The following is a 19,255-nucleotide window of genomic DNA, read 5'->3' as shown; positions in this document are numbered from 1 at the left end:
GTCCATCCCTCTCAGCCAGAGCGGAGCGCCCCCATGTTCGACCCCGCCCAGATCGGCCGGATCTCTCCCGTGGAGCAGGCCGACGCCCTGCGCACCCTGATCGCCGTCTTCGCCACCGCGGTGGTGCGGCCCGGCGAGAAGGCGCCGCGCAACGCCGTCAGCGCCGAGATCGTCGACATCCTCGACGAGGTGCCGGCGGAAAGGGTGGAGGCGGTGGCCCAGCTCTTCACCATGATGGCGCTGCGGCTGCGGCGGAAGGGGCGGCCGCGCCGCACCGCTTTCCGCCTGACCCTGGAGACGGCGTTGCTTGCCCGCTCCTACGTCGGGGAACCGGCGCCTCAGAACGAAACCAGCTACCTGTCGTCCGACCGGCCGGGCCTGGGGACGATCGACGACGCCTGCAACGAGATGCTGGAGCGGATGGCCGGCGTGCCGGACGCCGACCAGCGGGCATGGCTGACCGCGCAGGTGATCGCCACCGGCCTGATCGACGCCGATCGCCGCCACCGGCTGGGCGGCCCGGACCGCGACCTCGGCGACATGGCGGTGGCGGAGTTCCTGCTGCGCACGGCGGCCCAGTATCTCGCGGCCACCGCCGTCCGCACCCCGCCCGGAGAGGGCAAGGGCTGAGGCCACCAGCAGGGCCTCATTGCAGGGCGATGATCGCGGCCATGGTCGCGTAGCGCTCGATCGATTGGGAGGATGGTGTGCGCATCGCCTGCCGGGTGATGGCGAGCTGGTTCTCGTGCGAAACCGGCTGCCGCACCCCCAGATGGGCGACCACCTTGGCGAGCGGCACGACGTGGGCGGAGGACAACTCCCAGTTCACGATGGCACCGCCCGCCGGGCGCCCGGGCGTGACGGCGGATTGCGCGACCCGCAGCGTGATCGAGGAGGCCAGGGACTCCAGACCGGTCACCGGGACGAAATACAGCGTGAAGCTCCGCGAGGTGGGACGCCATGGCTGCGCCGCCCGGCAATCGGGGAAGGCGAGGCCGGTCTGCTCGTGGAACAGGCGCTGGAGTGCTGCGAGCGGGCTGGTGACGCTCTCGTAACCGCCGCCGGGAACCGCCCATTGGCCCGCGGCGTCGACGACCCGCGGCTCCGCCGGGCCGCGGCCCCACCAACCGCTGACCTCGCGCCGCCGGACGATCAGGACCTTCGTCCCCTCCAGAAACGCCACATGGACATGGCGCATCGCCTTCCCCCCGCATCCCGTTGGCTACGCTGCCGGAGACGGGTGGGCGGGGCAGGGTGTGAACGGACTAGGGAGCGGGGACCACGCGGTTGCGCCCTTCGGCCTTCGCCCGATACAGCGCGGCGTCGGCCACTCGGAGCGCGTCGTCGATGCCACCGGGAGCGCCCGGCGCCACAGGAGCGACGCCGAAGCTGGCGGTCATGCGGAACGAATCGCCGTTCGGCCCCATTTCCTGCGCGGCGACACGCTGGCGCAAGCGCTCCGCCACGACCGACGCATCCGCCAGAGCGGTGTTGGGGAGCAGAACCACGAACTCCTCCCCACCGTAGCGCCCGATCAGGTCGCCGGGGCGCAGGGCGCCGTCCAGCGTCCGGACGAAGCGCTGCAAGGCCTCGTCGCCGGCGGCGTGGCCGCGGGTGTCGTTGATGCGCTTGAAATGGTCGATGTCGGCGATCAGCAGGGACAGCGGCTGCCGCGACCTTAGCGCCCGCCGGATCTCCTCGTCCGCACGTTCCAGAAGGGCGCGCCGGTTGGCGACGCCGGTCAGCGGGTCGGTCTGCGCCTGGGCAGCCAGCAGCCGGTGCATCTCGGTGATGCGGCCGCCCGCCTTCAGCCGCGCCTTCAGGTGGGCGCGGTTGACCGGCTTGTGGATGAAGTCGTCCGCCCCGGCGTCCAGCGCCTCCATCTCATAGAAGGGTTCGTCATGGGACGTCATCAGGATCAGGTAGCTGTAGGCGGTGCGCGGATCGGCCTTCAGGTGCCAGCACACTTCCAGCCCCGACAGCCATGGCATCTCCCAATCGATGATGGCGATGTCGAAGGGTTCGGCCTGGGCACGCTCCAGCGCTTCCCGACCGTCCTTGGCCAGGATCACCTCATGCCCGTAGGACGCCACCTGCTCCGAGAGCATGGTGCGCATCAGGACCGTATCGTCGGCAATGAGCACGCGCATGGCGGGAAACTGCCTCATCCCTTTGTCTGCGGTCAATGAGCAGCGGACGTCTGCGGCGTCATTTTCAGGCGCCTGCCCCTGCCGTCCTATCGCCTTCTCGGTAACGTTGCGCCTAAGGTCGTGGTCGCCCCCATGCGGCCCTTGCGGCATAGTACGGGCCGAACGGGGCGCCCATGTCCGGGCGCGCAACGCAGAGGGGACAGCATGGCCCGCTATACGGGCGTCTATGGATTTTCGGAATCGGCGGACGGCGCGCGGCGTCTGGCCGAGGCACTGAACGTTCCCTGCCACATCGCCGAACTGCATCGCTTTCCCGACGGGGAAAGCCTCGTCCGTCTGCCCGAACCGGTGGAGCGGGCCGTGGTCTACCGTTCGCTCGACCGTCCGAACGACAAGCTGGTGGAGCTGACTCTGGCCGCCTCCGTTCTGCGCCGCCAGGGCGCCACGGAGCTGTGCCTCGTCGCCCCCTACATGGCCTACATGCGCCAGGACGCGGTGTTCCGCCCCGGCGAACCGATCAGCCAGGCGGTGGTGGGGGACTGGCTGGGCCGGCTGTTCGACCGCTTCGTCTGCGTCGAGCCGCACCTGCACCGCACCCACACGCTGGACGAGGTGTTCGTCGGGCGTCCCTCCGTCTGCCTCAGCGGCGCCGGGGCCATCGCCGAGCGGCTGCGCGGTGACCGGACGGCGCCCGACGCGGTGATCGTCGGTCCGGACGAGGAGGCCGCCCCGCTGGTCGAGGCGGTGGCCGGGCCGCTCGGCCTCACCGCCCTGGTCGGGCGAAAGGAGCGGCGCGGCGACCGCGACGTGACGGTGACGCTGCCCGCCGACGCGCCGCTGGCCGGGCGGCCCGTGGTGATCGTCGACGACGTCATCAGCTCCGGCGAGACCATCTTCTCCTGCGCACGGGCGGCGCGGGCGGCAGGGGCGGCGTCGGTCCGGGTGTTCGGAGTCCACGCCCTGTTCGACGCCGCGGTGGCCGCCCGCTTCGAGGCGGAAGGGCTGGGCACGCCGCTGTCCTGCGACGGGGTTCCGCACCCCAGCAACGCCCTGCCGCTCGCCCGGCTGATCGCCGACGCGCTGGCAGCCCCCTGTTGACGGCGCCCTGTTGATGGCACCTTGTTGACGGCCCGGTAACCCTTCTTCAGGCAGGATAGAGGGATAGGGCACAAAAAGGCGGAGAGTCGCCATGGCACTGTCCCTCACCTTCCACGGCGCCGTCGGCACGGTCACCGGCTCCTGCTTCCGCATCCAGACCGGTGACGGCGACCTGCTGATCGACTGCGGCCTGTTCCAGGGCACCAAGACGGTCAAGGAGCTGAACTACCGGCCTTTCCCCTTCAAGCCGTCCGCCGTGAAGGCGGTGCTTCTGACCCACGCGCACATCGACCATTCCGGCCTGCTGCCCAAGCTGATCCGCCAGGGCTTCAAGGGGCGGGTGCACACCACCGCCGGCACCGCCGACCTGCTGGCCTACATGCTGCCCGACAGCGGTTACATCCAAGAGACCGAGGTGGAGCGGCTGAACCGCCGCAACCGCCAGCGCGGTCGCCCGGCGGTGGAGCCGATCTACACCCAGGCCGACGCCCAAGCCGCCATCCGCCACCTGCACGCGGTCGATTACGGGGAATGGGTGAAGGTGCTGCCCGGCATCCGCGCCCGTTTCTGGCAGGCCGGGCACATCCTCGGCTCGGCGTCGGTGGAACTGGAGGTGACCCGCGGCGGGGTGGCGGAGACGATCCTGTTCTCCGGCGACCTCGGGCCGGGCGGCAAATCCTTCCACGCCGACGCGGAGGGGCCGCCGCGGCCCGACTGGATGGTGCTGGAGACCACTTACGGCAACCGCGAGCGGGTGGAGGTGGGTGAGGCCGAGCGGCAGGCCCTGCTGCGCGACGAGGTGCGGGCGGCGCTCGCCGCGGGCGGCCCGCTGCTGATCCCCGCCTTCGCGGTGGAGCGCACGCAGGAGCTGCTCTACGACCTGCACCGGCTGTTCGAGCGCGGCGAGATCCCCCTGCTCGACGTGTTCCTCGACTCGCCGCTGGCCGACGCGGTCACCGGGGTGTTCCGTCGCCATCTGGGCGATCTCGGCACCGGGGGCGATCCCTTCGCCCGGCCCAACCTGCACCGCGTGCGCTCCGTCGCGGAAAGCCAGAAGCTCAACGCGATCAAGGGCGGCGCCATCATCATGGCGGCCAGCGGCATGTGCGACGCCGGGCGCATCCGCCACCACCTGAAGAACCATCTCTGGCGCCCGGAGGCCACCGTCCTGCTGGTCGGCTATCAGGCGCCGGGCACGCTGGGCCACCTGTTGCAGCAGGGGGCGGCGAACGTCCGCATCCATGGCGAGGAGATCGCGGTGCGCGCCCGCATCCGGTCGCTGGACGTCTATTCCGGCCACGCCGACCGCAGCAGCCTGCTGGCCTGGGTGGCGGCGCGGCAGGGGGTGGGGCGCGGCCTGTTCCTGGTCCATGGCGAGGAGGAGGCCCGTGCCGGCCTGCGCGACGCCCTGGTCCGCCGTGGCTGGGACCCGGCATCGATCCGCCTGCCCGAGTTGGACGAGGTGGCCGACCTGACCGCCGCCACTCCGGCGCGCACGCCGGCGATGGCCCAGGGCGGTCCGCCGCGGCTGGAGCCGGAGGTCGTGTCTGCGGGACGGGATTGGCACAACCGCTACGCCGCTTTCCTGCTGGACCTGCACCGGGCGTTGGACGCGGCACCCGACGATGCGGCGCGCGAGGCGCTGCTCCGCGGGATGGGCGACCGCCTGCCGCAGGGGGAGGGGCTATCGGCGAAGTGAACGGTCTGCCCTCGGTCGGGCGGTGCATGCTATAGATCAGTGATTGCAGTTCGGTGACGGCAGATTGGTGACGGCCGCGAAACAAAGGGATGGCGGGGCGATGGGGAAGGTGGCGAACATCGTGGTCCAGATGGCGCGGAAGCTGACCGACGACAACGCCCGGCTGGGCCGTGTTCGCAACGCCGGCAAGCCCAAGACCTTTCCCCATTTCCGGGAGATCCGGAACGCGTATCTGGATATCCAGGGGCTGGTCTTCTCCATCCAGGAACGGTTGCAGGAGGCGGGGAACGAGCTGCCCTCCAACTTTCCGCAATGGGTGATCCGGCAGAAGCTGACCGCCATCGCCCATTTCACCGACATCAGTTACGCCTTCGTCAGCGACCCGCCCTTGGCGCTGACCAGTTCGCTCGGCGCCTTCGACGTGCTTCAGGCCGAGCAGAAGGCCTTTTCGGAAACGCTGAACGCCTTCGACATGATGCTGATGGAAGCCGGCATCGACGACAAGACCGCCGACGAGCTGGACGCCACCCGCACGAAGATCGAGCAGATCCTGGGCATGATCGAGACGCTTCTGGAGAACAGCCCCAAGGTGCTCCAGGAGTTTTGAACGCCGCCGCACGCGAAGGGCGATTGTGGAAATATTTATACGCTTTTCGCAAAGGCGCATTCTGGTTAAGGTCTACCGGCGCGCGTCGTTCCATCCGGCAATGTCCGGGTCGGCGGCGGACGGCAGAGGCGCCCCGAAGGGCGCGGCGGCGGCGTGACAGGCAGCTTCGGTACGGCCATGCAGAGGTCTTCAAGCCCCGATCCGATCGACCTCGCGCCGGGCGAGTCCACGGTGGATTCGGTGACCGTCCCGAAGCGCCTTCCCCTGCTGGCCCTGATGGCCGCGCTTCTGCTGACCGCGCTGGCTTGGCACGACACCCGGCAGCGCGTCGCCGCGGACGCCGAAAGCCGATTCGCCCTGCGGGTGGAGGAGCTGCACCGCCGGTTCGAGAACCAGATCCAGGTCTATGTGCAGGTGACGCGCTCCGCCGCCGCCCTGTTCACCGCCTATCCGGACGTGAAACGCGCGGAATGGAACCGCTTCGTGGATGGGCTGCACCTCGCTGAGCGCTTCCCGGGCATCACCGCCGTCGCCTTCGCGCGGGCCGCCGATCAATGGACGGGGCCGGAGCTGGTGACGGAAGCCCGGATGGATGGGCTGCGAGGCTTCCGAATCTGGCCGGAGGCGACCGGTCCGGTCCGGCTCGTCACCCTCTACGCCGCCCCGGTCAACGAACGCACCCTGCGCACGCTCGGCTACGACCTGCTGTCGGAGCCGGTCCGTCGCGCCGTCGCCGAGCAAGCGCGGGACAGCGGCGAACCGGCGATCACCCGCGCCGTCACCCTGCGGCTCGACGAGGGCGAATCCTCGCCGCCCGCCGTCCTGGTGTTCCAGGCCGTCTACCGGGACGGACAGAGCCCCGCCACGCAGGAGCAGCGGCGGGCCACCTTCGCCGGGCTGGTGATGACCCCGATCCACGTCGCTCCGCTGGCCGAGTCCGTGTTCGGACGGATGAACGACATCGCCGCGACGGTGTTCGAAGGGCGACGGGAGTTTCCGCTCTACCGCAGCCGCCCGGAGCCGTCGGACCAGCCGGTGCTGACGGCGAGCCGGGACGTCACACTGGGCAGCCGCGTCTGGTCCGTCCAGTACGAAAGCCGTTCGAGCTTCGAAGAAGGGGTGGACAGCTGGAAGCCGACGCTGGTCCTGGCGACGGGCCTGTCGCTCAGCGTGCTGCTGTCCACCCTGCTGTGGGCGCTGGCCGCAACGCGCGACCGGGCGCTGGTGATCGCCGGGCGCATCACCGCCTCGCTGCGCCGTCGCGAGACGGAGCTGGACCTGCTGTTCAACCAGGCGCCGCTGGGCATCGCCCTGATCGGGCCGGACGCCAAGATCACCGACTGCAACCCCGCCTTCGCCCGTGCGGTCGGGGTGGGGCGCGACGGGCTGATCGGAATCGACACGAAGCTGCGCGCCCAGGACCCGGCGGTGGTCGCCGCCATCGACGCCGCCATCGCCGGGGAAAGCGTGCGGCTGGAGGTCGACCGGCTGCTTCTGGCCGGTGGACGGCATAGCCATTTCTCCCTTCACCTCCAGCCGGTGTCCACCCCCGGCGACCCGCCCTTCGTCATGGCCTTCGTGGAGGACATCGGCGACAAGCGGCGGGCCGAGCAGCACATTCACTATCTCGCCCATTACGATCCTTTGACCGGCCTGCCCAACCGCGTCCTGCTGTTCGACCGCATCGCCCAGGCCGCCCGGGAAGCGCGGCGCGACGGCGGCAAGGTCGCCGTTCTGTTCATCGACCTGGACCGTTTCAAGGTCATCAACGACAGCCTGGGCCATTCCTTCGGCGACGAGGTGCTGCGGTCGGTGGCGCGGCGGCTGCACGGCGGGATGCGGCCGACGGACACGGTGGGCCGGTTGGGTGGCGACGAGTTCCTGATCGTCGTTCCGGCCATCCGCAAGCCGGAGGAGGCCGCCGCGGTGGCGGAGAGGGTCCTGGCGCAGCTCGCCGCGCCCTTCGCCATCGGCGGGCGGAACTTCGTGGTGTCGCCCAGCATCGGCATCAGCCTGTTTCCCGACGACGCGGAGGATGCGGAGGGTCTGATCCGCTGCGCCGACATCGCGATGTACAACGCCAAGGACGCCGGGCGGAACGCCTACCGCTTCGTCACGCGCGAGATGGGCGCGCGGTCCCGCGAACGTCTGGATCTGGAGGCGGCGCTGCGCCGGGCACTGCAAAACCGGGAACTGTTCCTGGTCTACCAGCCGCAGCTGCGCATTTCCGACGACCTCGTGGTCGGGGTGGAGGCGCTGCTGCGCTGGCGCCACCCGGAAGCCGGCCTCATCATGCCCAACCGCTTCCTGCCCGTGGCCGAGGAAACCGGCCTGATCCAGGCCATCGGCGACTGGGTGCTGGACGAGGTGTGCGCCCAGGTCCGCCGCTGGCGCGACCAGATCGGCCTGACGGTGCCGATCGCCGTCAACGTCTCCGCCCAGCAGTTCCGCGACGGGCAGCTTCCCGCCAAGGTGGCCGCGGCGCTCGACCGCAACGGCCTCCAGGGGTGGGAGCTGGAGATCGAGGTGACCGAGGGCACCCTGATCGACGACGTTCCCTCGGCCATCGCGACGTTGCGCGCGCTGAAACAGCGCGGGTGTCTGATCGCGCTGGATGATTTCGGCACCGGCTACTCCTCGCTCAACTATCTGCACCGTTTCCCGATCGACAAGCTGAAGATCGACCGGTCCTTCATCCACGATCTCGAGCAGGACGGGGCGGGCGATTCCATCCCGCGCGCCATCGTCGGGCTGGGCCGCAGCCTGGGCCTGTCGGTGGTCGCCGAGGGTGTGGAGACGGAGGCGCAACTCCAGCTTCTGCGCAGCCTCAAATGCGAGAGTTTCCAGGGCTATCTGTTCAGCCGCCCGGTCCTGGCGGAGGAACTGGAACCGATCCTGGCGCTGCGTGCCGCCCGCGGCCACCACGCCTCGAAGGCGGAGCCTATGGCCAGGGAGCCGGTGTAGCGGCGGTCAGCGGGGGAAGGTCACCACGCCTTCCTCCGCGGCCTGCCAAGCGGGCTTCGCGTTGTGACCGATGGTGCGCCGCTCCTCGTCCATCCGGTCGCGATGGCGCTGCATCGATCGGCGGTGGCGGTTCAGCCCGGCTGCATCGCCGTCGCCCGACCCGTCATCGTCCCGCACCCAACCGCGCGCCACCGCCGTTCCGGCCAGAATACCGAAGCCGGCAACCACCGCGGCGGTGATCCAGGGGTGCATCCTGGCCTCGGTGTAGAGGCTGGTTTCGCGCACGAAGCGGTGCCGGCCGGCGCGCTCCCGTCCGTCGTCGCCGTGGCTGTGCAGGGCGTCGTTGCGCGGGCGGAGCGGCCCGCCGGAGCGGATGACGCGCGGCAGGGTCCGCTCCATGATCCGGTCGGTGAGCCGCGGCGCGAAGGTCTCCGCCAATGCGAACAGCTTGGCGCCGCCGCCGACATACAGGTCGCGCATCGGCCGGCGGGCGCAATGCAGGATGGCCTTCGCCACGACCTCCGGCGCGTAGACCGGCGGCGGGTTGTTCGGCTCCACCTCCATCAGGTTCAGGGCGTGATCCTCGTACAGGCTGTCGACGGCCGCCGGCTTGATCAGGCTGACCGAGATGGGCGCGCCCTCGGCCTCCAGCTCCATGCGCAACGCGTCGGTGAAGCCCTTCACGGCGTGCTTGGTGGCGACATAGGCGCCCTGGAGCGGAATGGCGCGGTCGGACAGCACGCTGCCGATGTTGATCAGCGCCCCGCCGTTCCGCCTCAGATGGGGGATGGCCGCCTGCGAGCCGTTGACCACGCCCCAGTAGTTCGTCTCGAACAGGCGGCGGTGGTCGTCCGGAGCGGTGTCCAGGAGCTTGCCGATGATCGCCACGCCGGCGTTGTTCACCCACGTGTCGATCCGGCCATAGCTGCGGACCGCCGCGTCGGCCACCCGCCGCAGGGCGTCGGGGTCGGCCACGTCGGCGACGCAGTGGATCGCGTCCCCGCCCGCGGCGCGAATCTCCTCCGCCGCCTGGGCGAGCGCGTCGCGGTCGCGGGCGACCAGAACGACTTTCGCGCCTTGCCGGGCGGCCATGCGGGCGGTGACCAGCCCGATGCCGCTCGACGCGCCGGTGATGACGATCACCTGCTCGTCAATGGGTTTGAGCCGCGGTTGCATGGGTCTCTCTCCTCCATCGTTCGATTGTCGAAATCGGAGCGTCATCCGCTGTGAACAGGCGGTGCGGCGGAGCGTTGCCGCCGGGCGGTGCGTCCGGGCCACTCCGAAAGGAGGGTTGGCGGGCCAGCGAAGCGGCACAGCTTTACCGTGACCTGTCAGGCGGGGGAGGAAACAGCGCCCATGCTCAAAACAGCCGCCAAAGCCGGCGGGCTCGCCGACCGATTCCGCCGGGTGCGCGCCACCTCGGCGGAGTTGGCCCGCGGGCTGTCGCCGGAGGATCAGGTGGTGCAGTCCATGGCGGACGCCAGCCCGGTCAAATGGCATCTGGCCCACACGACGTGGTTCTTCGAAACCTTTCTGCTGAACCCGAATCTGCCGGGCTACCGGCCCTTCGATCCGACCTTCGGCTATCTCTTCAACTCCTATTACGAGGCCGTCGGCGCCCGCCATCCGCGGCCCCGGCGCGGCCTGTTGACGCGGCCCGGCGTGGCCGAGGTGGCTGCCTACCGCGACCATGTGGACGCCGCCATGCTGACCCTGCTGGAACGTGGCGACGCTGAACGGCTGGCTCCTCTGGTGACGCTCGGCCTCGCTCACGAGGAGCAGCATCAGGAACTGATCCTGATGGACCTGCTGCACTTGTTTTCCTGCAACCCGGTCGCGCCGGCCTACCGGCCCTACCGTCCGGCCTTGCGCGGCCCCGCCCACGAGGGGCGCTGGATCGCGGTGGACGGCGGGATCGTCGCGGTGGGTCACGGCGGCGAGGGCTTCGCCTTCGACAACGAGGGGCCGCGGCACGAGGTGCTGCTGCGCCCCTTCCGCCTGTTTTCCCGGGCGGTGACCAACAGGGAGTGGTTGGCCTTCGTCGAGGACGGCGGCTACCGCAATCCGGCGCTCTGGCTGTCCGACGGCTGGTCCACCGTCAACGCGGAGGGGTGGGAGGCGCCGGCCTACTGGCGGCGCGGCGAGGACGGCGGCTGGCGGGAATTCACCCTGCTGGGCGAACACCCGCTGGACGAGGATGCCCCGGTCTGCCACGTCGGCTTCTACGAGGCCGACGCCTTCGCCCGCTGGGCCGGCAAGCGCCTGCCGACGGAGGCCGAATGGGAAACCGCCGCCGGCAACATGCTGGGCAGCGGGTTTTCCCCCACCGGCAACACGCTGGGCAGCGGCCTGCTGCGCCCGGTGGCCGCCGGGGAGGGCAAGGGGCTTGTCCAGATGTTCGGGGATGTCTGGGAATGGACGGCCAGCGCTTACAGCGGCTATCCGGGCTTCCGCCCCGCCGCCGGGGCGGTCGGCGAATACAACGGCAAGTTCATGGCCAACCAGTATGTGCTGCGCGGCGGATGCTGCGCCACGCCGGACGGCCATGCCCGCGCCACCTACCGGAATTTCTTCTATCCGCACCAACGCTGGATGTTCAGCGGCGTGCGCCTCGCGGAGGACGCCTGATGACCGCTATTTCCGCCGCCCGCGCCCATCTCGCGCAGGGGCCGGCGCAGGACGACGTGTTCCTGTCCGACGTGCTGGAGGGGCTGTCCCGCCCGGACAAGAGCCTGCCCTGCAAGTATTTCTACGACGCCGAGGGCTCGGCCCTGTTCGACGCCATCTGCACGCTCGACGAGTATTACCCGACGCGGACCGAGACCGCGCTGCTGCACGACCGCGCCGAGGAGATCGCCGCTTTCGCCGGGCGCGGCGCCACACTGGTGGAACTGGGCAGCGGGTCGAGCGTCAAGGTCCGCATCCTGCTCGACGCGCTGGACGCGCCGGCCATGTATGTGCCGGTGGACATCAGCCGCGACCATCTGATCGCCGCCGCCGCCCGGCTGGCCGGCGACTACCCGGCGGTCACGGTGGTGCCGGTGGCGGCCGATTACGTGCGCGGCTTCGCGCTGCCGCGGGGCGTCGCGCCGGAACGGACGATGGCTTTCTTCCCCGGCAGCACCATCGGCAATTTCCGGCCCGCCGAGGCGATGACCTTTCTGAACACTCTCGGGCGGCGGCTCGGGTCCGGGGCGCGGCTGCTGATCGGTGTGGACCTGCGCAAGGACCCGGCGGTGCTGGAGGCCGCCTACGACGACGCGCGCGGCGTGACCGCCGCCTTCAACAAGAACCTGCTCGCCCGCATCAACCGCGAGCTGGACGGCACCTTCGACCTGGACCGCTTCGCCCATGTGGCCCGCTACGACACCGCGCGCGGGCGGATCGAGATGCATCTGCGCAGCCTGGACGACCAGACCGTCCGCATCGCCGGCCATGCCATCCGCTTCGCCCGCGGCGAGACGATCCACACCGAGAACTCCTACAAATACTCGGTTCCCGGCTTCCGCCGCCTCGCCGCCCGCGCCGGCTGGCGCACGGAGCGGAGCTGGACCGACGAGGACCGGATGTTCAGCCTGCACTGGATGGTTCGGCATGGCTGACCCCGTTTGGCACCGGGAACACCGGGATCGAGGCCGGGGTTGAGTCCCGTCGAGACACCGCAACAACGGGACAGGACCAATGACCAGCATCTTCGACCGGATCAAGCAGGACCACGACACCATCCGCCGCCTGCTCGACGCGGCCGAGAAGGCGGACGGCGACGGGCGCGCCGCCTATGAGGACTTGCAGCGCGAGCTGTGGGCGCACGGCAAGATCGAGGAAGCCGTCTTCTACCAATCGCTGTCCAAGGCCAAGAACACCAAGCAGGAGACCACCGAAGGCCTGAACGAGCACCACATCATCAACGGCTTCCTCGACGAGCTGAACGCCATGCCCGCCGACAGCACCGCCTGGAAGGCCAAGCTCCAGGTGCTGGGCGAGGTCACCCGCCACCACCTCGACGAGGAGGAGGAGGAGCTGTTCGAGGAGGCCAAGAAGGCGCTCGACGACAAGCGCGCCGAGGAACTCGGCAGCATCTACGGCGAGCGCAAGAAGCAGATGCTGGCCGCCCTGGCCCCGCTGCCCAAGAGCGCATAGCAAGCGCATAACGCCAAACGCGACGGCGTTCCGGTGAAACAATGGACCGCAGTCTCTTGCGCCGGGGCTTCCCGCCGTGACAGGCTGCGGTCTTCCGTTCCGCTGCACGAACCGTCGCCATGCCCCCGATCGCAAAGACCCCGATCGCCAAGCCCGCCCTGAAATCCGCCGCCGGCTCGCTCGCCTCGTTCGCACCGTGGGCGGGGGAGGGCGGCGTCCGCGTTTATCTGAGGCCGGTCGGGCTGCTGCCCATCGCCGCCTGGAGCGCCGGCGCGGCGGTGCCACTGGCCGGCGGGCGTTTTTCCTTCGCCACCTCCGAACTGATCGTCCGGCAGGGCACGCGGATCGAGCGGGCCTTCGCGCCGCTGACCGAGATCATGGCCTGGGGGTGGGAGCGCGGCACTGCCGTGGCGCAGAGCCTCGACCGGCGGCTGGGGGCGCTGACCCGCGGGCGGGCGCCGTTCGGCGGGCTGGACCTCGGACGCCCGCGGATCATGGCCATCGTCAACGTGACGCCGGACAGTTTTTCCGACGGCGGCGACTTCTTCGACGCCGCGGCGGCTATCGCCCATGGCGAGGCGATGCTGGAGGCCGGCGCCGACCTGCTGGACGTCGGCGGCGAATCGACCCGTCCCGGCTCCGCCCCCGTGTCGCCCGAGGAGGAGGAGGCCCGCGTCCTGCCGGTGGTTCGCCACTTCGCGGCCAAGGGCGCCGTGGTGTCGGTGGACACGCGGCACGCGCGGGTGATGCGCGCGGCGCTCGACGCCGGCGCGGCGCTGATCAACGATGTGGCCGGGCTGCGCGATCCGGGTGCGCTGCCGCTGGTCGCGGAGAAGGCGGCCCCCGTGGTCGTCATGCACATGCGGGGCGAACCCGGCACCATGCAGCAGAATCCGGTTTATGAGGACGCGGCGCTCGACGTCTTCGATTGGCTGGAGGAACGGGTGGCCGCCTGCCTCGCCGCCGGGGTGCCGCTGGAGCGCATCGCCGTCGATCCCGGCATCGGCTTCGGCAAGACGGTGGAGCACAACCTCGACATCCTGCGCCACACCGCTCTCTATCATGGGCTGGGCTGCGCCCTGCTCATCGGGCTGTCGCGCAAGACCCTGATCGGCAAACTGTCGCGGAGCGAGCCGCCGAAGGAGCGGCTGCCCGGTTCGCTGGCCGGAGGACTGGAAACGCTGAACCAGGGCGCGCAGATCCTGCGGGTCCACGACGTGCCCCAAACGGTCCAGGCGCGCGCCGTCTGGGAGGGGCTGCATCCCGCACGGGTGCCGTGATCGCATGACGCGCATAGCCCTTTGGCGTCTGCGCGGAAGGGTTCTTGACCCTGCCCCCCGTGCCAAGCGATGACATTTTCACACATCCGCACTTGCGGTACAGTGACTGGGCCATTCCCGAGGATTTTCATGACGCGACACCTGTTCGGCACCGACGGCATCCGTGGCACCGCAAACATCGATCCGATGACGGCGGAAACCGCCCTGCGCGTCGCGATGGCGTCCGCCTTGCAGTTCCGCCGGGGCGACCACCGCCACCGGGTCGTGATCGGCAAGGACACCCGTCTGTCGGGTTATCTTCTGGAGCCGGCGCTGACCGCGGGCTTCATTTCGATGGGCATGGACGTGGTGCTGCTCGGCCCGGTGCCGACGCCCGCCGTCGCCATGCTGACGCGCTCGCTTCGCGCCGATCTCGGCGTGATGATCTCCGCCTCGCACAACCCGTACCAGGACAACGGCATCAAGCTGTTCGGACCGGACGGCTACAAGCTGTCGGACGCGGTGGAGATCGCCATCGAGACGCGCATGGGCCAGCCCTTCGCGCCGGACCTCGCCGGCTCCGCCGATCTCGGCCGCGCCTCCCGCCTGGAGGATTCGACGGGCCGCTACATCGAATATGTGAAGAACACCTTCCCGCGCGGCCTGCGGCTGGACGGGCTGAAGATCGTCGTGGACTGCGCCAACGGCGCCGCCTACCGCGTCGCCCCGAAGGTGCTGTACGAGTTGGGGGCCGACGTGATCCCGGTCGGGGTCAGCCCGGACGGCCTGAACATCAACAAGGATTGCGGCGCCACCGCCACCCGCACCCTGCAGGAGCAGGTGGTGGCCCATGGCGCGCATCTGGGCATTGCGCTGGACGGCGACGCCGACCGCCTGATCATGGTGGACGAGGCCGGGCGCGTCGTCGACGGCGACCAGGTGATGGCGCTGATCGCCTCTTCCTGGGCGCAGGCGCAGACTCTGAAGGGCGGCGGCGTGGTCGCCACGGTGATGTCCAACCTGGGCATGGAGCGGCATCTCCAGGGGTTGGGCATCGCCCTGGTCCGCACACCGGTCGGCGACCGCTATGTGGTGGAACATATGCGCGAGCACGGCTACAACGTCGGTGGTGAGCAGTCGGGGCACGTCGTGCTGTCCGACTATTCCACGACCGGCGACGGGCTGATCGCCGCACTCCAGGTTCTGGCGGTGCTGATCCAGTCCGGCGGCCGGGCGGCCAGCGAGGTCTGCCAGGTCTTCGCTCCGGTGCCGCAGAAGCTGACCAACGTCCGCTTCGCCGCCGGGTCGAAGCCGCTGGAGATCGCCTCCGTCCAAGCGGCGATCCGCGACGGCGAGGCGCGGCTGAACGGGTCGGGGCGCATCCTGATCCGCAAGTCGGGGACCGAGCCGGTGATCCGCGTCATGGCGGAAGGCGACGACGAAGGGCTGGTGCACGCGGTGGTGGCCGATATTGCCGGCGCCATCATGGACGCCGCCCGGCTGGAGACCGCATCCTAGGCGCAACATCCAACCAGACGACCAGACGGAAGCAATCCCGATGCAGGCCCACCCGATCAACGGCCGTGTTCTCATCGTCGCCGGGTCCGACTCCGGCGGCGGTGCCGGCATCCAGGCGGACATCAAGGCGGTCAGCGCGCTGAACGCCTTCGCCATGACCGCCATCGCGGCGCTGACCGCGCAGAACACGACGGGGGTCTATGGTGTGCTGCCCGTGGACCCGGCCTTCGTCGCCCTGCAGATGAAGGTGGTGCTGGAGGATCTCGGGGCCGACAGCATCAAGATCGGCATGCTCGCCAACGCCGCCGTCATCGAGGCGGTGGCCGGCGAGTATGAGGAGCGGGCGATCAACGTCCCGCTGGTCGTCGATCCGGTGATGGTTTCGAAGAGCGGCCATTTCCTGCTGGAGCCGGACGCCGTGCAGACCCTGCGCAAGCGCCTGCTGCCCCATGCCGAACTGGTCACTCCGAACCTGCCGGAGGCCGAGGCGCTGACCGACATCCCGGTGCGCAACCTGGACGACATGCGCCGCGCCGCCGAGATGATCCGCACCTTCGGGCCGAAGGCCGTCCTGCTGAAGGGCGGCCATCTGGAGGACGAGCGGCTGTGCGACCTGTTGCTCACCGAGGACGGCGAGGAGGTGTTCGAGGGGCGGCGCATCCACACCCCGCACACCCACGGCACCGGCTGCACCCTGGCCTCGGCCATCGCCGCCGGTGTCGCCCAAGGCTTGGGCGTGCGTGATTCGGTGGCCCGCGCCCGCGCCTATGTGGACGAGGCCATCCGCTCCGCCCCTGGTTTCGGCCACGGCCACGGCCCCCTGAACCACCTGCACACGGTCCGGCCGTTCCCGTAAGGGCGCGGCCGTTCCGCCTCTTCAAACGATCGACAGCATCGCCGTCTGCGGGTTGTCCAGAAGATCCGTCAGCGTGCGTAGGCCGCGCGCCAGTTCGTCCCGGCTGTGCGGGTGGCACAGACCCAGCCGCACGGCGTGGGGGGCGGCGGCCCGGCCCACGGCGAACACGTCGCCACCGGTCACCTTCACGCCGCGTCGCAGCGCCTCCGCGATGAAGTCGTCGCGCCGCCAGGGCTCGGGCAGGACCAGCCAGAGATGCTGTGCCCCCGGATGCCCGCAGACGGCGCTGGCGGGCAGGATGGAGCGGGCGATCTGCTGGCGTGCCATCGCTTCCCCGCGCTGGGCCTCGGCGATGCGGTCGGCGCTGCCTTCAATGATCCAGCGCGTGGCCACTTCCGGCGGCAGGGGCGGAGAGGAGTATTGCAGGGCGCGGATGACCGCCTCCACCCGCTGCACAAGGGCCGGCGGAGCGACCACGTAGCCGACGCGCAGGCCGGCCGACACGCTCTTGGACAGGCTGTTGACGTAGACGGTGACGTCCGGGGCGATGGCCTGGATGGGCTTCGCGTCTTGGACCAGGAAGCCGAAGACATCGTCCTCGACCAGCATCACCCCGTAGCGGCGGGCGATGGCCGCGATCTCCACGCGCCGGGCCTGCGGCATGACGGAGGCGGTGGGGTTGTGCATGGTCGGCACCAGATACAGCGCCTTGGGCGCCAGACGGCGGCAGGCGCTGTCGAAACTGTCCGGGACCACCCCATGCTCGTCGATGGCGATGCCCTCCAGGTGATAACCCTCCACCGCGCTCAGAGTCTTGATGCCGTAGTTGGTCAGCCGCTCCGTCAGCACGACGTCGCCGGGGCGGGCCACCGCGGCCAGCGCCACCGCCATGGCGTTCTGCGCGCCGGTGGTCAGCAGGATCGTGTCGGCGGAGGCTGTTACACGGTGCTGGCGGGCCAGCCATTGCGCTCCGGCGGCGCGGTGGGCCGGGAGGCCGGCGTGCGGTGCGTACTCCAGCAGCGCTCCCAGGTTCGGCGAGGCGCCGATGGCGGCCAGGGTGGCCCCCATCATCGACACCGACATCGGGTGCTCCGGCGTCACGACGGTCATGTTGATGATCGACGGTTCGGGTCGGGGTGTCCAGGTGAAGGGGTCGGAGGGAGGCATGTGCCGCTGCCCCTGCACGAAAGTGCCGCGCCCGACCTCGCCGCCGATCAGCCCGCGCTTCTCCGCCTCGGTATAGGCGCGGGTGATGGTGCCGACGGTAACGCCGAGGCGGTAGGCGAGGTCGCGGTGGGTGGGAAGCCGCGTGCCGGGGGCAAGCCGTCCGCTGGCGATGTCGTCGGACAGGGCGTCGGCGATGGCGCGGTAACGGGGGCCTTGCCGGCCGTCCAGATCAGGAACCCAATTTGTCATGGGGACAATGATGACATTGTGCCGATCCTTCGGCAAGTGTCACCGCATTGTCGCCATTGTGCGTGTCCGGATGCATTGTGTCGTCGGGAACCCGGACGCCCGGGCGGGCGTTGCAGTCAGAACCGCCCGGCGCCGCTTCGGCATCCCTTTCGCGCCGGGTACAGCCGGGAGAAAGCAGGCATGAGCGCCGAAAACGCCATCCGACACACCTACGACCGCTTCTTTGGAGGCGCACGGAATCTCGGGCCGCTGGAACGCGCCGTGTCCACCGGCCTCGGCCTCGTCATGGCGGCGGGCGGCGTTCGCCGCGGCGCCGACGTGCGGGGCGCCATCATGGGGCTGGCCGGCGCCGCCCTGGTGGCCCGCGGCATGAGCGGCCACTGTCCGCTGAAGGCCATGGTGTCCGACCAGGATCACGACCGTTTGTCCGGTCCGCGGCCGGAGCGCTACAGCCCCGGCGAAGGGCCGCTGGAGCGCACGCCGGCCCGTACGGCGTCCTATTCCTGACGCAACGGAACGATCATGATGACGAGGAAGCGGCACGGCGGCGCCGCTTCCACTCCTTCCAGCGCCGCTCGCCGCGCACCAGCGCGCGGTTGATCGGCGGACGAAGGAAGGGAACATCATAGGCGAGCAGCACGAGGCCGAGGGGCAGCATCCAAATGCCCAGCACGGGCAGGAAGCTGAACAGGCCGCCGAGAATCAGCAGCAGCCCGGCGGGGACGCGCACCCAGGTCGCCCGCGGCTCGCGGAGCCAGCCCAGCACCCGCGCCATGGAGTCGGGAAGCTTCTCCTGGATGCGGTCCACCCGCCGTTCGAGGCGTCTGTGGTGCTGGTCGCTCAACGCGGCACTCTCCATCTTGTTGATCCGGCTCTGGTGGTTGTTGACGGTGAAGCGGCGCCCCGGCTTTGCGGACCGGCCGCTCCCAAGCCGCCATATGGGAACAGCCGGGCGTGTTCCAAGCTCCCGTTCGTGTGGAGCCAGTGAGCGGGCGGGCATCTTGAAAGGCGCCGGCCACGCGGCCAACTATTAGGGCAATCAGGGTCCGGGCCCCTCTGGCAGCCGAGTCGCCGGTTACGAGGTTGGGGGCTGCGATGTCGGATCTCTTCATCTGCTTTTGCGCCGACGGGCGTGACCGCATCTGGAGGGTTCTTCGATGGACAGCGCAGCCATCCCTTCCCGCCGCTTTTCCGCGGCCGACCCGCCGCCGGGTGCCCGCCGCCGGTCAGAGGCTTGCCGGTCTAAGGCTTGAACGAGGGAGTTTTCGCAATGTTCGACCAGTATCCCAACCAGAGTCGTTGGGGCGCCGGCGCCGCGGGCGTGGACCGTGCGGCGTTCGACGAGGGCCTGCGCAAACACATGCTGCGGGTCTACAACTTCATGATGCTCGGTCTGGCCGTGACGGGCCTGGTGGCCCTGTTCGTGGCGAGCACGCCGGCGCTGTACGTGCCGATCTTCACGACCCCGCTGAAGTGGGTGGTGATGCTGGCGCCGCTGGCCTTCATCATGGTGCTGTCCTTCCGCTTCCACGCGATGTCGGCGAGCGC

General features: G+C 69.9%; 18 protein-coding genes. 13 read left to right on the top strand and 5 right to left on the bottom strand.

What is annotated here, in order from left to right:
- The first annotated feature begins 33 nt into the window (after nucleotides 1-33).
- Nucleotides 34-630, top strand: coding sequence for a hypothetical protein (locus AC1DVI_RS20645; protein ID WP_149166447.1), 597 nt, complete (start codon nucleotides 34-36; stop codon nucleotides 628-630).
- Between the two features lie 16 nt (nucleotides 631-646).
- On the opposite strand, the gene AC1DVI_RS20640 is transcribed toward AC1DVI_RS20645, so the two are convergent.
- Nucleotides 647-1,198: an NUDIX hydrolase gene (locus tag AC1DVI_RS20640; RefSeq protein ID WP_476959566.1), complete on the bottom strand. Its 552-nt coding sequence runs from the start codon at nucleotides 1,196-1,198 to the stop codon at nucleotides 647-649.
- Nucleotides 1,199-1,265: 67 nt separating this feature from the next.
- A complete protein-coding gene (locus AC1DVI_RS20635; RefSeq protein ID WP_476959565.1) occupies nucleotides 1,266-2,150 on the bottom strand; it encodes a GGDEF domain-containing response regulator in 885 nt (294 codons plus the stop codon).
- Between the two features lie 204 nt (nucleotides 2,151-2,354).
- On the opposite strand from AC1DVI_RS20635, the gene prs reads away from it, so the two are divergent.
- The 4 genes from prs to AC1DVI_RS20615 all read left to right on the top strand — a co-directional run bounded on the left by prs (nucleotide 2,355) and on the right by AC1DVI_RS20615 (nucleotide 8,518).
- Nucleotides 2,355-3,248 carry a ribose-phosphate diphosphokinase gene (gene prs, locus AC1DVI_RS20630; protein WP_476959564.1) on the top strand — a complete coding sequence of 298 codons (894 nt, stop codon included), beginning with the start codon at nucleotides 2,355-2,357 and terminating at the stop codon, nucleotides 3,246-3,248.
- Between the two features lie 91 nt (nucleotides 3,249-3,339).
- Nucleotides 3,340-4,947 (top strand): MBL fold metallo-hydrolase, encoded by a 1,608-nt coding sequence (locus AC1DVI_RS20625; protein WP_476959563.1) that lies wholly within the window; start codon nucleotides 3,340-3,342, stop codon nucleotides 4,945-4,947.
- A 100-nt stretch (nucleotides 4,948-5,047) separates the two neighbouring features.
- Nucleotides 5,048-5,554 (top strand): hypothetical protein, encoded by a 507-nt coding sequence (locus tag AC1DVI_RS20620; protein WP_145625715.1) that lies wholly within the window; start codon nucleotides 5,048-5,050, stop codon nucleotides 5,552-5,554.
- Between the two features lie 177 nt (nucleotides 5,555-5,731).
- Nucleotides 5,732-8,518: a bifunctional diguanylate cyclase/phosphodiesterase gene (locus AC1DVI_RS20615; RefSeq protein WP_476959562.1), complete on the top strand. Its 2,787-nt coding sequence runs from the start codon at nucleotides 5,732-5,734 to the stop codon at nucleotides 8,516-8,518.
- Nucleotides 8,519-8,524: 6 nt separating this feature from the next.
- Here the strand turns inward: AC1DVI_RS20615 and AC1DVI_RS20610 are convergent, their stop codons facing one another.
- Nucleotides 8,525-9,694, bottom strand: coding sequence for an SDR family oxidoreductase (locus AC1DVI_RS20610; RefSeq protein WP_476959561.1), 1,170 nt, complete (start codon nucleotides 9,692-9,694; stop codon nucleotides 8,525-8,527).
- Nucleotides 9,695-9,874: 180 nt separating this feature from the next.
- Here AC1DVI_RS20610 and egtB point away from each other — a divergent pair, with 180 nt between their 5' ends.
- The 6 genes from egtB to thiD all read left to right on the top strand — a co-directional run bounded on the left by egtB (nucleotide 9,875) and on the right by thiD (nucleotide 16,291).
- On the top strand, nucleotides 9,875-11,146 hold the full coding sequence (gene egtB, locus AC1DVI_RS20605; protein WP_476959560.1) for an ergothioneine biosynthesis protein EgtB: 1,272 nt from the start codon (nucleotides 9,875-9,877) through the stop codon (nucleotides 11,144-11,146).
- Nucleotides 11,146-12,120 (top strand): L-histidine N(alpha)-methyltransferase, encoded by a 975-nt coding sequence (gene egtD, locus AC1DVI_RS20600; RefSeq protein WP_476959559.1) that lies wholly within the window; start codon nucleotides 11,146-11,148, stop codon nucleotides 12,118-12,120. Before egtB ends, egtD begins: the two co-directional genes overlap by 1 nt.
- 79 nt (nucleotides 12,121-12,199) lie before the next feature.
- A complete protein-coding gene (locus AC1DVI_RS20595) occupies nucleotides 12,200-12,658 on the top strand; it encodes a hemerythrin domain-containing protein (protein WP_014240091.1) in 459 nt (152 codons plus the stop codon).
- Between the two features lie 119 nt (nucleotides 12,659-12,777).
- Nucleotides 12,778-13,938, top strand: a complete 1,161-nt coding sequence (folP, locus tag AC1DVI_RS20590; RefSeq protein WP_476959558.1) for a dihydropteroate synthase — start codon at nucleotides 12,778-12,780, stop codon at nucleotides 13,936-13,938.
- A gap of 129 nt (nucleotides 13,939-14,067) precedes the next feature.
- Complete coding sequence (gene glmM / locus AC1DVI_RS20585; protein WP_476959557.1) at nucleotides 14,068-15,435, top strand: phosphoglucosamine mutase; 1,368 nt, start codon at nucleotides 14,068-14,070, stop codon at nucleotides 15,433-15,435.
- Nucleotides 15,436-15,475: 40 nt separating this feature from the next.
- Nucleotides 15,476-16,291 carry a bifunctional hydroxymethylpyrimidine kinase/phosphomethylpyrimidine kinase gene (gene thiD, locus AC1DVI_RS20580; protein WP_211102356.1) on the top strand — a complete coding sequence of 272 codons (816 nt, stop codon included), beginning with the start codon at nucleotides 15,476-15,478 and terminating at the stop codon, nucleotides 16,289-16,291.
- Between the two features lie 21 nt (nucleotides 16,292-16,312).
- On the opposite strand, the gene AC1DVI_RS20575 is transcribed toward thiD, so the two are convergent.
- Complete coding sequence (locus AC1DVI_RS20575) at nucleotides 16,313-17,707, bottom strand: aminotransferase-like domain-containing protein (RefSeq protein WP_476959556.1); 1,395 nt, start codon at nucleotides 17,705-17,707, stop codon at nucleotides 16,313-16,315.
- Nucleotides 17,708-17,887: 180 nt separating this feature from the next.
- Here AC1DVI_RS20575 and AC1DVI_RS20570 point away from each other — a divergent pair, with 180 nt between their 5' ends.
- A complete protein-coding gene (locus AC1DVI_RS20570; protein ID WP_149166435.1) occupies nucleotides 17,888-18,214 on the top strand; it encodes a YgaP family membrane protein in 327 nt (108 codons plus the stop codon).
- Between the two features lie 13 nt (nucleotides 18,215-18,227).
- Here AC1DVI_RS20570 and AC1DVI_RS20565 read toward each other — a convergent pair whose 3' ends face one another.
- On the bottom strand, nucleotides 18,228-18,551 hold the full coding sequence (locus AC1DVI_RS20565; RefSeq protein WP_476959555.1) for a hypothetical protein: 324 nt from the start codon (nucleotides 18,549-18,551) through the stop codon (nucleotides 18,228-18,230).
- 426 nt (nucleotides 18,552-18,977) lie between these two features.
- Here AC1DVI_RS20565 and AC1DVI_RS20560 point away from each other — a divergent pair.
- Nucleotides 18,978-19,255, top strand: a 278-nt coding sequence (locus AC1DVI_RS20560; RefSeq protein WP_476959554.1) for a Bax inhibitor-1 family protein, incomplete at its 3' end; no start/stop codon positions are given.

Source organism: Azospirillum sp. P4_B5 (assembly GCF_056402275.1).
Note: the sequence above shows the minus strand (reverse complement) of the source record. Positions and strands in the feature narration are given on the sequence as shown.